We start from the raw sequence: 13,987 nt of genomic DNA, 5'->3' as shown, positions 1-13,987 counted from the left end.
TGCAGCCGGCCCGTCCTGGCTGGCCTGGACGCTCAGCCGCCGCTGGTATCGATCTTGATTCCCTGCTTCTTCACGACGTCCTGCGAACGCAGCAGTTCGCCGCGGATCTCGGCCGCGAACTCTGCCGGGGAATTGCCGACCACATCCGATCCGCTGGCCTTGATGCGTTCACGCACTTCAGGCGAATTCAATGCCTTAACGGTCGCATCATGCAGCTTGCGCACGATATCGTCCGGCGTTTTGGCGGGCGCGACCAAGCCATACCAGGCCGGATCGTTGACCAGCTTCAGACCGAGTTCGGCAAAGGTCGGCACGTTCGGCATGCTGTCCAGGCGCTTGTTCCAGGCAATCGCGATCGGGCGCAGGCGATTTGCCTGGATGAACGGCAGCGACGAAGGCAGGTTGTCGAACATGATCTCTACCTGGCCACCCAGCACGTCATTCAGGGCCGGACCTGCGCCACGATAAGGAATGTGCACCAGGAACGTGCCCGTCGATGCCTTGAATTTTTCGCCCATCAGGTGGCCGATGCCGCAAGCACCGGAGCTCGCATAACCATACTTGCCCGGACTCTGCTTGAGCAGGCTAATGAGCTGTTTGAAATCTTGCGCCGGAAATTTTGGATTCACCAGCAAGACGTTCGGCGTGCGCGCCAGGTTCGTGATTGGCACGAAGTCCTTGATCGGATCGTAAGGCAGCTTCGGATTGCAGGCCGGATTCACTGCGTGGGTCGACACGGTTGCGATACCCAGCGTGTAACCGTCAGGATCGGCCTTGGCAATGGCGATGGCGCCGATGCTGCCGCCGCCACCGCCGCGGTTGTCGATGATGACCGGCTGGCCGAGTTCGCGCGACAGCCGGTCGCCAACCGCACGTCCGATGATGTCAGTGGTGCCACCGGGCGGGAAAGGAACGATCAGCCGGATCGGCTTGCTTGGGTAAGGCTGCGCCGACGCAACAGGCATCGCCATGAGTCCGGCGATAATGGATGCAAGCAACAGGACAGGTTTCACAGTAGTCTCCATAAAATTCGGCCATGGTCAAAAGTGGGACATACAATACGCACGCCGCCCCCTCTTATCAAGATAGAAAATTGACTGTTAGTTCAACTGTTAGCGAATATCAGAATGACACCGCCCGAATTGACCATCGTCGTTGCCGTCGACAAACAAAACGGCATAGGCATCAACAATCAACTGCCCTGGCACCTGCCCGAGGACCTTGCGCATTTCAAGCGCGTCACCAGCGGCCACCCGATCCTGATGGGAAGAAAAACCTTCGAGTCGATTGGCCGGCCGCTACCCAACCGGCGCAATATCGTCATTACGCGCAATGCCGCCTGGCAACATGAGGGCGTCGAACGCGCCGCATCGGTTGGACAAGCGGTGGCGCTATGCGGATCGGAGCGGGGATTCATCATTGGCGGCGCGCAAGTTTTCATCGAAGCGCTGCCCTTGGTGCACAGCCTGATCGTCACGGAAATCGACGCGCGCTTCAATTGCGACACGTTTTTCCCGGCGATCGACCCGGCGCAATGGGTCGAACAGTCGCGCGAACATCAGCATTCTGAAAAAACCGGCCTTGATTTCGACATTGTTACCTACCGCAGGAACTGAGCGACAAATCGGAGCCTCCCCGGCAACGCATCGCGGCCCAGGCTTCCAGCCAGCCGCAAGCTGGCAAGCGACGGAAAAGCGGTTTTCGGGCCGGCGCATGCGCACGAATTCCCCTGTACGCCCCAAATCTGAGAAAATCCTGCTTTGTCGCTTTTTTGTGACCCGAAAGCGGTTGTAGCAGAAACGACAGGCCCCCGCGCCAAGCGCGCCGCAACTCCAGGAAACCTCATGAAATTCCGCTTCCCGATCGTCATCATCGACGAGGACTTCCGCTCCGAAAATTCGTCCGGCCTGGGCATCCGTGCGCTGGCGTCGGCCATGGAAAAGGAGGGCATGGAGGTGCTGGGTGTCACCAGCTATGGCGATCTGTCGCAGTTCGCGCAGCAGCAGTCGCGCGCCTCGGCCTTCATCCTCTCCATCGACGATGAAGAATTCGGCGGCGGCTCACCGGAAGAAACCGAATCCGCCCTGAAATCGCTACGTGCCTTCGTCGAAGAAATCCGGCACAAGAACGCCGACATACCGATCTACCTGTATGGCGAGACCCGCACCTCGCGCCACGTACCGAATGACATCCTGCGCGAGTTGCATGGATTCATCCATATGTTCGAGGACACGCCGGAATTCGTTGCCCGTCACATCATCCGCGAGGCACGTTCCTACCTGGACGGCCTGTCACCGCCATTCTTCCGCGCACTGGTCCACTATGCGCAGGACGGATCGTATTCCTGGCACTGCCCGGGACACTCCGGCGGCGTCGCCTTCCTGAAGTCACCTATCGGACAAATGTTCCACCAGTTTTTTGGTGAAAACATGTTGCGCGCCGACGTCTGCAATGCGGTGGAAGAACTGGGGCAGTTGCTCGACCATACCGGGCCGGTCGCCGCCAGCGAGCGCAATGCCGCCCGCATCTTCAATGCCGATCACTGCTATTTCGTCACCAACGGCACATCGACCTCGAACAAGATGGTCTGGCACTCGACGGTCGCGCCAGGCGATATCGTCGTGGTGGACCGCAACTGCCACAAGTCGATCCTGCATTCGATCATCATGACCGGGGCGATACCGGTATTCCTGATGCCGACCCGCAACCACCTCGGCATCATCGGCCCGATCCCGCTGGCCGAGTTCAGCATGGAGAATATCCGCCGCAAGATCGAGGCCAATCCGTATGCCCGCGAAGCGCTCAACAAGAAGCCCCGCATCCTGACCATCACGCAGTCGACCTACGATGGCGTGGTGTACAACGTCGAGACGCTCAAGCAATTGCTGGACGGAGAAATCGATACGCTGCATTTCGACGAAGCCTGGCTGCCGCATGCGACTTTCCACGAGTTTTACAAGGACTTCCATGCCATTGGCAAGGACCGTCCGCGCGCCAAGAAATCAATGATCTTCTCGACCCAGTCCACCCACAAGCTGCTGGCGGGCCTGTCGCAGGCGTCGCAGATCCTGGTGCGCGAATCGGAGACCGTCAAGCTCGACCAGGACACCTTCAACGAGGCGTACCTGATGCACACCTCGACATCGCCGCAGTACGCGATCATTGCGTCTTGCGACATCGCGGCGGCCATGATGGAGCCGCCCGGCGGCACCGCGCTGGTGGAAGAAAGCATCCTGGAAGCGCTCGACTTCCGCCGCGCGATGCGCAAGATCGACGAGGAGTGGGGCAAGGACTGGTGGTTCCAGGTCTGGGGACCGGACACGCTGTGCGAGAACGGCATCGGCTCGCGCGAAGACTGGATGATCCGCGCCGAAGACACCTGGCACGGCTTTGGCGATGTGGCGCCGGGCTTCAACATGCTCGACCCGATCAAGGCCACCATCGTCACGCCAGGCCTGTCGCTGGACGGCCATTTCGGCGAGCACGGCATACCGGCATCGATCGTCACCAAATACCTGGCAGAGCATGGCGTGATCGTCGAGAAGGCGGGCTTGTATTCGTTCTTCATCATGTTCACCATCGGCATTACCAAGGGCCGCTGGAATACGCTGTTGACCGCGCTGCAGCAGTTCAAGGACGACTACGACAAGAACCAGCCCATCTGGCGCATCCTGCCCGAGTTCGCCGCAGCCAACCTGCGCTACGAGCGCATCGGCCTGCGTGACCTGTGCCAGCAGATCCACGAGATGTACAAGGCCTACGACGTCGCCCGCCTGACCACGGAAATGTACCTGTCCGACATGCAGCCGGCGATGAAGCCGTCAGACGCCTTTGCCAAGATGGCGCATCGGGAAATCGACCGCGTGCCAATCGAGGAACTCGAAGGCCGCGTGACATCGATCCTGCTCACGCCCTACCCGCCCGGCATTCCGCTGCTGATCCCGGGCGAGCGCTTCAACAAGACCATCGTCGACTACCTGAAATTTGCGCGAGACTTCAATGAAAAGTTTCCGGGCTTCGAAACCGACGTGCATGGGCTTGTTACCCGCGAAGAGAACGGCCGGCGCGGATATTTCGTGGATTGCGTCAAGGCTTGAGCGGCGCATCAGCCCAACAACAGGTTCACTCCACATTCACGCGCCACGACAAGCAATGCTTGCGCATCCTTGACCGGAATCGGGTTGTCGCGAAGATCCAGCGTTTTGAGCGATTTGCTGCGCTGGATCATGGACACCATCATCGGCAGACAGTCCTCGCCGGCTTTGGTCACAGGCTCGCCGATGCCATTGCCACGCAGATCAAGATGCGTCAACACCCGTGACGAGGGAACCGAGCGGACCAGGCTGAACAATCCGGGGAAAGAGTGCAGACGAAGCGAGGTGACCATGTCGCTGGTTATCACGTTCGTGAGGAATGTGTTAAGAACGCGTCCGGGCCGGCGTATTGCGCCAGGCCCGGTCAGCAATATGGCCACCGTGATACCCGCATGACCTGGGTGACGCTCAAGCTCCTCCAGCAATCGGTTCAGCAGATTCAGTCGGCTCTCGAAGACATGGCCTGGCGACAAATGCGGAAGGTCTGGCCCCACCAAGCCATTCAATTCCAGCTGTCGGATCGTCAGTTGGCTCGCCCATTTCGCCAGCCCGGCCCATACTCCACTGAACGCCTTGCGGGGAAGGTCAATGCGAACATGTGAATGCGCGTCAAAAAGCTGGCGCAATCGCTTGGGTGGCCGATCATCGATATCATAAAATTCGGAAACGCCGGAGAGGGCCGCGCTCTCGACTGCCATCGCAAGCTGGCCGCGTTGCAAGTCGACCGCCAGAGCCCGACAGTAGTCCAGCGTGGTGTCCCATTCGCCATATCTGGTTGCCGCCGCCATGCAGCGTCTCGATACCAGGCTGAAATTATGAACATCCCGTGCGAACTGGATGGAAGGTATTCCGCGCTTTAACTGCTCGACTATTTTTAGCAGCAGGTCATCGGCAATTTCGTCAAATGTATGAAGCTGTGGGGCGGTCGGGACCGGTTGACGCCCTTGTTGCAGTGGTGTTGGCGCGCGTTGCGGGTTGCGGGCTGTTTCAGAAGTAAGTGATAATTTTTTCATGGCAAGTCGATATGTAAAAATCGACTTGCTCAGTGGCCCAAAAGCCGCCCACAGTTCAAATAGGAACGTTTTGTTTGATCGCCCCTTGGGCAGGGCAACAGCAGCCTGGCCCCGCAATCAGGCGATGCCGTTCAGGTCTTGGGCAAAGTCACGCCGGTCTGGCCCTGGTATTTGCCGCCACGATCCTTGTACGAGGTTTCGCAGACTTCGTCGCTTTCAAAGAACAGCACCTGGGCGCATCCTTCGCGGGCATAGATTTTTGCCGGCAGCGGGGTCGTGTTGGAAAACTCCAGCGTCACATACCCTTCCCATTCCGGCTCGAAAGGCGTCACGTTGACGATGATGCCGCAACGGGCATAGGTCGATTTGCCCAGGCAGATCGTCAATACACTGCGCGGGATGCGGAAGTACTCGATGGTGCGCGCCAACGCGAACGAGTTGGGCGGGATGATGCAAACGTCGCTCTTGACGTCGACGAACGAGTTCTCGTCGAAGTTTTTCGGATCGACGATGGTGGAATTGATGTTGGTGAATATCTTGAATTCGTCGGCGCAGCGGATGTCGTAACCGTAGGACGAAGTGCCATAGGAAACGATCCGCTGCCCGTTTTGTTCCCGCACCTGCCCGGGTTCGAACGGCTCGATCATGCCGTGCTGCTCCGCCATGCGGCGGATCCATTTGTCGGATTTGATACTCATCGCGCAGACCCTGCTGTCAGTCGAAACCAGCAGATTCTACGCGAATTCGACTGCGGTCCTGTCAGGATTTCTTGCCGGCCTGCACGAACTGGAGATAGCAGTTTTTGTGCAAATCGTTCGCCACCTCCTGCTGGAAAGATGACAAGACGGCGGATAGCTCCGGGCCGGTTTTTCCGTCCATCCTGGCAAGCCACTGCTTTTCTGTCATTGCGCGCATTTGCTTCTTGTCTTTTACACCGAATTTGCCAGCGGCTGCCTCGATGGTGTTTCCTTTGACGTTGAACGCAGGGGTCTCGGCAGCCATGCTGGCCATGACGGACGCCGCCAGCTTTTGGGCAGCTTTGGGCTCCAACCCAGCAAGGCCGTTCAGGTTCAGCACAAAATCGAACTCGTCGCCGAGTTGCCTTTTATCAGCAAACTCGCGAAATCCGGGCATGAAAGAAGTGAAGGCAGGCTCGGACATGAATGATTCGAAGCGGTCGGGCATGTCAGTGTCGACAATAGCCTGAAACCCCTTCTGATAGTTCCCGGCAGCCGGCGCATGCCATCGGCACGACTTCAATGCGGCGTCCCGGGTTCCTTCCGGAAGGTGGCTAAACCGCTGCTGCAGCAGTGCATGCGCATTCCCCAGCTTTTCCTTTCTATTGGAGAACAGGTCTTGCATCACCCGCTGGACGCCCTTGGCGCGAGGACGGGCGTAGAGAACCATCACACCATTACTTTTCTTGGCCCTGAGTTCATCGTCTGGTGCGGCGGCGGCAAGCGCAGCCGCGATTTTTCCGGCAGGTTGGGCAAGCTTGATCGGATTGACAGGCACGGAGCCCTCCTTGGGATGGATTGGGCGATAAAAGAACAATGATCCGCTTAGTGACCATTTCCCGATTTGGGTTCCATGCGTAAGCGCAACTTTTGGCACAAAGATCAGCGGAAGTGCGGAGCGCCTTTGCCCGACCTCCGCCAGAAACTAGCGCTCCAGCGCCTCCCAGACTTTCTGCAAGCGTTTGGCCGAGATTGGCATCGGCGTCTTCAACTCCTGCGCAAACAGCGACACACGCAATTCTTCCAGCATCCAGCGGTATTGCGTCATCTGCGGATCGCCATGCCGGGTTTTCAATGCCCGCTGCCAGGGTGCGGCGGCCTGTATCCATTCCGCCATCAGTTTTGCGTCGCGCGCCGGGTCGGCGCGCAACTTGTCGATACGCACCGCGATTGCCTTCAGGTAGCGCGTGAAATGCGCCAGTTGCGTGTAGTCGTTGTCGGCGATGAAGCGCTTGGTGACCAGCAACTGCAATTGCGCTTGCATGTCGGCCAACGCAGCAGGCTGGCCTTTCACGCCCTGCAGTTTCTTGGGCAGCGTGTGGTACTCGGCCAGTACCGATCCGACCAGACGGGCGATTTCATTGACCAGCAAGCCAAGGCGAGATTTGCCTTCCTCCTTGCGCGCCGCGAATTCGTCGGCATTGCGCGGCAGCGGCTCTTGCAGGCAGGCGCGCGACAAGGCAGCGTCGAGGATCTGGTCGCGCAGTTCTTCCTGCGAGCCCAGTCCCATGTATTGCATGCCCATTTGCTGCAGGTTCGGAATATTTTTTTCGAGATACTTCATTTGCTCGCGCAGTTGCAGCGCGAACAGGCGCATCAGCCCTTGCCGGTGCACGCGCGCAGCTTCGGCCGGATCGTCAAACACCTCCAGATCACAATGCAGCTTGCGGTCCACCAACGCCGGATAACCAACCAGGCTGAGTTTTCCTTTCTGGATTTCCAGCAGTTCGGGCAATTCACCGAAGGTCCATGCACTGAGGCCTTGGTACTGGGTCGCTTCGCCAGCAACCGTAGGGACTGTTGCCACTCCTGCCGCTGGCTTGGCGACATCCCCGGCGCCGGGCGCAGGCACGGCAAACTCGGTGATCGCGACGTCATCGGCCAGCTTCTGGAACTGCTTCCTGGCCTCGCCGCCAAGTTCCGCCTGCAGCGCCGCCAGGTTGCGCCCCATGTCGAGCTGGCGGCCGTGCTCGTCGATCACCTTGAAGTTCATGAAGTGATGCGCGGCCAAGGTCTCCAGCTTGAAGTCGGTGCTGCGCAAGGCAATCCCGGTCTGCTCGCGGACGTCGTCGATCAGCACATCAAGCAGGTCGCCCCGGCCGAAAACATCCTTCTCTTCGATCCGGTCGACAAAGCCGGCGGCATAGTCCGGCAGCGGCACGCAATGCCGGCGCAGCTTTTGCGGCAGCGATTTCAGCAGCAGGTGCACCTTTTCCTTCAGCATGCCGGGCACCAGCCAGCCGGCGCGTTCGGCCGATACCTGGTTCAGCGCATATAGCGGCACCGCCAGTGTCACGCCATCGCGATGGCTGCCCGGCTCGAAGTGATAGGTCAGCGCCATGTCGACACCGGCCATGCGGGTCTGCTTCGGGAACAGGTCGGTCGTGACGCCCGCTGCCTCGTGGCGCATCAGGTCTTCGCGGTTCAGGTACAGCAGTTTTGGCTCTTTTTGCTGTGCGGCGCGCATCCATTTTTCGAAGTCGACCGTGTTGTGTATGCCGGCCGGCAGTTGCTCGTCATAGAAGGCTTCGATCAATTGCTCGTCCACCAGCACATCGACCCGGCGCGACTTGTGTTCCAGGTTTTCTATTTCCCGCACCAGTCGCTGGTTGTGCGCAAAAAATGGCAGGCGGGTATCGAAATCACCGGCCACCAGCGCGTCGCGGATAAATATCTTGCGCGCTTCTTCCGCATCGATGGCGCCGAAATCGACGCGCCGCTGGCTGTACACCACCAGCCCATACAAGGTCGCCCGTTCATAAGCAGATACCTGGCCAGCGCGCTTTTCCCAGCGCGGTTCGTTCCAGGATTTTTTCAGCAAATGGCCGCCGATGCGCTCCAGCCATTGCGGCTGGATCTGGGCAATGGTGCGGGCATACAGGCGCGCGGTATCGATCAGTTCCGCCGACATCACCCATTTGCCGGCTTTTTTCGACAAGGACGAGCCGGGCCAGATGTGGAACTTGATGCCGCGCGCGCCCAGGTAGTGCGCTTCCTCCTCAGCCTTGAAGCCGATATTGCCCAGCAGGCCGGTCAGCAGCGCCAGGTGCAGTTGCTCATAGGTGGCGGGCAAGGGATTGAGCCGCCAGCCCTGCTCGCGCACCAGGGTCAGCAGTTGGGTGTGCACGTCGCGCCATTCGCGCAGGCGCAATTGCGACAGGAAATTCGCGCGGCAATTGTCCTGCAACTGGCGATTGGTTTTCTTGTGCTCGATGGCTTGTTCGAACCATTTCCATATCTTGAGAAAAGCGATGAATTCGGATTTCTCGTCGGCAAACTGCTTGTGCGCCAGGTCGGCGGCGGCCTGTGCTTCCAGCGGCCGGTCGCGCGGATCCTGCACCGACAGCGCGCTGGCAATGACCAGCACTTCGCTCAGGCAATCATGCTCGCGCGCGGCCAGGATCATGCGGCCCACGCGCGGGTCAAGCGGCAGCCGGCCCAGCTCGCGGCCCATGGCGGTCAGTCCGTTGGCGTCGTCGACTGCACCCAATTCCTGCAACAACTGGTAGCCGTCGGCAATGGCGCGCCCCAACGGCGGCTCGATGAAGGGAAAGTCCTCGACCTCCGCCAGCCGCAGCGACTTCATGCGCAGGATCACCGCTGCCAGGGACGAGCGCAGGATTTCCGGCTCGGTATATTTCGGCCGCTGCAGGTAGTCCTGCTCGTCGTACAGCCGGATGCACACGCCCGCAGCCACCCGGCCGCAGCGGCCGGCGCGCTGGTTGGCGGCGGCCTGCGACACTGCCTCCACCTGCAACTGCTCGACCTTGTTGCGGTAGCTGTAGCGTTTCACGCGGGCAGTACCGGCGTCGACCACATAGCGAATGCCAGGCACGGTCAGCGAGGTTTCGGCGACATTGGTGGCCAGTACGATGCGGCGCGCATTGGATGGCTTGAATACGCGCTCCTGCTCCTGTGCCGACAAGCGCGCGAACAAGGGCAGGATTTCGACGTGCGGCGGATGGTGCTTGCGCAGCGTCTCGGCCGCATCGCGGATTTCGCGCTCGCCGGGCAAAAACACCAGCACGTCGCCGGGACCGACGCGGCACAGCTCATCGACCGCATCGGCAATCGCGTCCATCAGGTCGCGCTGCTCGCGCGCCCTGGCCGGCGGGGACAAGGGCGCGGCCGGCTTGGGCGCGGCGGGGTTGCGGTCCTCGGCCACCGGCCGGTAACGCACTTCTACCGGGTACAGTCGACCCGACACTTCCACCACCGGCGCGGGCTGGCCATTGCTGGCGAAATGCCGGGCAAAGCGGTCGGCATCGATGGTGGCCGACGTGATGATCACCTTCAGGTCCGGCCGGCGCGGCAATACCTGCTTCAGGTAGCCCAGCAGGAAATCGATGTTCAGGCTGCGCTCATGCGCTTCGTCGATGATGATCGTGTCGTACTGCCGCAGCAAGGGGTCGCCCTGGGTCTCGGCCAGCAGGATGCCGTCGGTCATCAGCTTGATCCACGCCCCCTTGTGCAGGGTGTCATTGAAGCGAACCTTGTAACCGACGAGCTCGCCCGGCGGCGAATTCAATTCCTGGGCAATCCGGCGCGCGGTCGAGGAAGCCGCGATCCGGCGCGGCTGGGTATGGCCGATCATGCCATTTTTCCCACGGCCGATCGCCAGGCAGATCTTGGGCAACTGGGTGGTCTTGCCGGAACCGGTTTCGCCGCCGACGATCACGACCTGGTGACGCAGCAGCACCTCGGCGATTTCGGTTCGGCGAGCGGAAACCGGCAATTCTTCCGGAAACAGGATTTCCGGCAGCGGATTGCGCAATGGAGGGGAAGGAACCGGGTCGGCGGCATGGCCTGCGCGCGCTGCCGGCTTGCGTTGCCCGGATTTTTTCTGAGGTTCAGGTGCAGACATGGCTGGGCGAATTATAATGCGGCCAATGGAAAACCCGGTTCAATTCGTCCAGTGGCTGCGTTCGGTCGCGCCCTATATCCACGCCTTCCGCGGCAAGATATTCGTGGTGGCGTTCCCCGGCGAGCTGGTCATGGCCGGCGCGCTGCCGGTTCTTGCCCATGATTTGTCGCTGTTGCACGCGCTCGGGATCAAGGTCGTGATCGTGCACGGTTCGCGTCCGCAGGTGCAGGAACAGCTGGCATTGCGCAATGTGCAGGCCCGCTTCCAGAATGGCGTGCGTATCACCGACGCCGCCGCGCTGGAGTGCGCCAAAGAGGCCGCTGGCGAACTGCGGCTCGATATCGAAGCCGCATTCAGCCAGGGCTTGCCCAATACGCCAATGGCGCATTCGGCGATCCGCATCATCTCCGGCAATTTCGTCACGGCCCGCCCGGTGGGCATCATTGGCGGCATCGACCATGAACATACCGGCCTGGTGCGCAAGGTCGCGTTCGAGGCCATCCATCCGATCCTGAATGCGGGCGGACTGGTATTGCTGTCGCCGCTGGGCTTCTCGCCCACCGGCGAGATTTTCAACCTGACCATGGAAGACGTGGCGCTGTCGGCGGCGGTCGCGCTGCGCGCCGACAAGCTGATATTCATCACCGAAACGCCGATGATGACCGACCAGGGGGGCGCTGAAATCCATGAACTGTCGATCCACCTGGCGCGCGCCATGATTGCCGAAGGCGTGCTGCCGGCCGACCAGTCTTTCTACCTGGACCATGCGACCAAAGCCTGTAATGGCGGCGTGCCGCGCGCCCATATCGTGCCGTTTGCACTGGACGGCTCTGCCCTGCTTGAACTGTTTACGCATGACGGGGTCGGTACGATGGTGTCCACGCAGAACCTGGAAAGCCTGCGCGAAGCGACAATTGAGGACGTCGGCGGCATCCTGCAACTGATTGAGCCACTGGAAGCGGACGGCACGCTGGTCAAGCGCGGGCGCGAATTGCTGGAACGTGAAATCAGCTATTTCTCGGTGATCGAGCACGACGGTGTCATTTTTGGCTGTGCCGCGCTGTATCCGTTCCCGGAAGAAAAAATGGCCGAGATGGCATGCCTGTCGGTGAATCCCGATGTGCAGGCCCAGGGCGACGGTGAACGGCTGCTGGCGCACATTGAACACCGGGCCCGGGCAGCCGGCTTCAAGCGCCTGTTCGTGCTGACTACCCGCACCGCGCATTGGTTCCTCAAACGCGGCTTCGTCAATGCCACGGTAGATCACTTGCCGCGCGACCGCCAGCGCATCTACAACTGGCAGCGCAAATCGCTGGTACTGATCAAGAACCTGTAAAGCGGCCGGGCGATCACGCCCGGCCTGAACCAACACAATCGGAGAATCAAATGGCACGCATGGTCCAATGCATCAAACTGAACCGGGAGGCCGAAGGCCTGGATTTCCCGCCGTATCCCGGTGAGCTGGGCAAGCGCATCTGGGAAAGCGTGTCAAAGGAAGCCTGGGCCGCCTGGCTCAAGCACCAGACCATGCTGGTCAATGAAAACCGCCTGAACCTGGCCGATGCGCGCGCCCGCAAGTACCTGGCCACGCAGATGGAAAAACACTTCTTCGGCGAAGGCGCCGATGCGGCGCAAGGCTATGTGCCGCCGACACAATAAGGTCCAACAAGACACCGACCGGGCATAGACAAGACGCACTGAAGCACGCCGCCGCACGCCGTCCCATCCAACGAGGCCGTACATGAAAACACTGTCGCTACTGATCGCGCTTGCCCTTCCCGCCGCCGTTCTCGCATCGCCGCCAACGGCCGGGACCGGCCACGGTGTCCCGCTGCAGGGCGATTGCAAGGATGGCGTCAAATCCCCCGGCCACCACAAGGAAAATGATGGGCGGCCGAAACATGGCGACGGCTGCGGCCGCTAAGCATTTATTTGTCTTTTAGCAGCATCTGATGGCTGCGCCGCAGGGGTTGGCCGGAAGTTGCTGAAAAGATATCCAACATATTGCAGGGCCTTAGCTGAAGGTCAGCTTCTCCACGCCATCCGGCCGGCCCAGCAGGCAGACACTGGCGCCATGGCGGGCAAACAGGCCGTTGGTAATGACGCCGACGATGTTGTTGATTTCAGCTTCCAGCGCAACCGGGTCGCTAATCTGCAAGCCGTGGACATCGATGATGGCGCCGCCATTGTCGGTGACGACCGGCTTGCCATCCTTGATCCGCAGTACCGGCGTACCGCCCAGCGCAGCGAGCTTGCGGCTGACGACCGCATGCGCCATGGGGATCACTTCGACCGGCAACGGAAACTTGCCCAGCATGCCGACCAGCTTGGAGCCGTCGGCGATGCAGACGAACTGGCGCGCAACCGAGGCCACGATTTTTTCCCGCGTCAATGCCGCACCGCCCCCCTTGATCATCGCGCCACTGGCGGTAATCTCGTCGGCGCCATCGATATAGACCGGCATTTCCTGGACCTCATTGAGGTCGAGGACAGCAATGCCATGCGCGCGCAGCCGGACGGCTGTCGCCTCAGATGACGCCACGGCGCCGCGTATCCGGTGCTTTACCTTGCCCAGTTCATCGATGAAGAAATTGGCCGTGGAGCCAGTGCCCACGCCGATGATTTCGCCATCCACGATGTATTCGATCGCGGCGCGGGCAACAGCCTGCTTCAGTTCGTCCTGGGTCATGGAAGATTCGGTAGTGAGGGAGAGGGAACGGTGTGGGCAAGGCAATGCGCCTGCACACTTACTGGCAACGCTTTGGCCATCATGCATGGCCGGCGCGCAACCAGAGCGTATTTTAGCCGAGCCGCGCCGGCATGAACGCCCGTGTGATCAATGCCGCCGGCAGGATGCGACTACAATATGCCCTTGCGTCATTGCGCCTTGGTTTGCAGCGACCACCCCCAATCATTTCCAGGAGCTTTACATGTCCGGCCTGCGGCCTTTCCACCTCGCGTTTCCCGTCCACGACCTCCAGGCAGCACGCGCATTCTATGGCGACGTCATGGGTTGCCCCGAAGGGCGCAGCTCGGATGAATGGATCGATTTCGATTTCTACGGACACCAGATCGTGGCCCACCTGACGCCAGGCGGCCCCCAGAAGCGCGATTCCAACCCGGTCGACGGCCACGACGTGCCGGTACCGCATTTCGGTGTCGTGCTGACGATGGCGCAATGGGAAGAACTGGCCGGGCGGGTACGTGCGGCCGGCATCAAGTTCCAGATCGAACCCTACGTCCGCTTCAAGGGACTGGTGGGCGAGCAGGCGACGATGT

General features: G+C 60.6%; 12 protein-coding genes. 6 read left to right on the top strand and 6 right to left on the bottom strand.

Annotation, left to right across the window (positions count from 1 at the left end; genetic code table 11):
* Window positions 1-32: 32 nt before the first annotated feature.
* Window positions 33-1,025, bottom strand: coding sequence for a tripartite tricarboxylate transporter substrate binding protein BugE (locus Q7T64_RS05140; protein WP_370653254.1), 993 nt, complete (start codon window positions 1,023-1,025; stop codon window positions 33-35).
* A gap of 102 nt (window positions 1,026-1,127) precedes the next feature.
* On the opposite strand from Q7T64_RS05140, the gene Q7T64_RS05135 reads away from it, so the two are divergent.
* Entirely contained in the window at window positions 1,128-1,616 is a 489-nt protein-coding gene (locus tag Q7T64_RS05135) for a dihydrofolate reductase (RefSeq protein WP_304792256.1), read from the top strand.
* Between the two features lie 228 nt (window positions 1,617-1,844).
* Window positions 1,845-4,097, top strand: coding sequence for an arginine/lysine/ornithine decarboxylase (locus Q7T64_RS05130; RefSeq protein ID WP_304792251.1), 2,253 nt, complete (start codon window positions 1,845-1,847; stop codon window positions 4,095-4,097).
* A gap of 8 nt (window positions 4,098-4,105) precedes the next feature.
* On the opposite strand, the gene Q7T64_RS05125 is transcribed toward Q7T64_RS05130, so the two are convergent.
* The 4 genes from Q7T64_RS05125 to hrpA form a co-directional block, all read right to left on the bottom strand.
* Complete coding sequence (locus Q7T64_RS05125; protein WP_304792249.1) at window positions 4,106-5,107, bottom strand: hypothetical protein; 1,002 nt, start codon at window positions 5,105-5,107, stop codon at window positions 4,106-4,108.
* A 131-nt stretch (window positions 5,108-5,238) separates the two neighbouring features.
* On the bottom strand, window positions 5,239-5,805 hold the full coding sequence (dcd, locus tag Q7T64_RS05120; RefSeq protein ID WP_304792246.1) for a dCTP deaminase: 567 nt from the start codon (window positions 5,803-5,805) through the stop codon (window positions 5,239-5,241).
* 61 nt (window positions 5,806-5,866) lie between these two features.
* Window positions 5,867-6,622, bottom strand: coding sequence for a hypothetical protein (locus tag Q7T64_RS05115; protein ID WP_304792243.1), 756 nt, complete (start codon window positions 6,620-6,622; stop codon window positions 5,867-5,869).
* Window positions 6,623-6,769: 147 nt separating this feature from the next.
* Window positions 6,770-10,708 (bottom strand): ATP-dependent RNA helicase HrpA, encoded by a 3,939-nt coding sequence (hrpA, locus tag Q7T64_RS05110; protein ID WP_304792240.1) that lies wholly within the window; start codon window positions 10,706-10,708, stop codon window positions 6,770-6,772.
* Window positions 10,709-10,733: 25 nt separating this feature from the next.
* On the opposite strand from hrpA, the gene argA reads away from it, so the two are divergent.
* The 3 genes from argA (at window position 10,734) to Q7T64_RS05095 (ending at window position 12,632) form a co-directional block, all read left to right on the top strand.
* Window positions 10,734-12,044: an amino-acid N-acetyltransferase gene (gene argA, locus Q7T64_RS05105; RefSeq protein WP_304792237.1), complete on the top strand. Its 1,311-nt coding sequence runs from the start codon at window positions 10,734-10,736 to the stop codon at window positions 12,042-12,044.
* Window positions 12,045-12,094: 50 nt separating this feature from the next.
* Window positions 12,095-12,367, top strand: coding sequence for an oxidative damage protection protein (locus Q7T64_RS05100; protein WP_304792235.1), 273 nt, complete (start codon window positions 12,095-12,097; stop codon window positions 12,365-12,367).
* Window positions 12,368-12,449: 82 nt separating this feature from the next.
* Window positions 12,450-12,632 (top strand): hypothetical protein, encoded by a 183-nt coding sequence (locus tag Q7T64_RS05095; RefSeq protein ID WP_304792232.1) that lies wholly within the window; start codon window positions 12,450-12,452, stop codon window positions 12,630-12,632.
* 90 nt (window positions 12,633-12,722) lie between these two features.
* Here Q7T64_RS05095 and rpiA read toward each other — a convergent pair whose 3' ends face one another.
* Window positions 12,723-13,397, bottom strand: coding sequence for a ribose-5-phosphate isomerase RpiA (rpiA, locus tag Q7T64_RS05090; RefSeq protein ID WP_304792229.1), 675 nt, complete (start codon window positions 13,395-13,397; stop codon window positions 12,723-12,725).
* A 241-nt stretch (window positions 13,398-13,638) separates the two neighbouring features.
* Between rpiA and Q7T64_RS05085 the strand changes: the two genes are divergently transcribed.
* A partial coding sequence (locus Q7T64_RS05085; protein ID WP_304792226.1) for a VOC family protein occupies window positions 13,639-13,987 on the top strand: 349 nt, incomplete at its 3' end.

Origin of the sequence: Lacisediminimonas sp., assembly GCF_030645335.1 — a bacterium.
Lineage (GTDB): Bacteria > Pseudomonadota > Gammaproteobacteria > Burkholderiales > Burkholderiaceae_D > Lacisediminimonas.
This window is presented reverse-complemented; position numbering and strand designations above follow the sequence as displayed.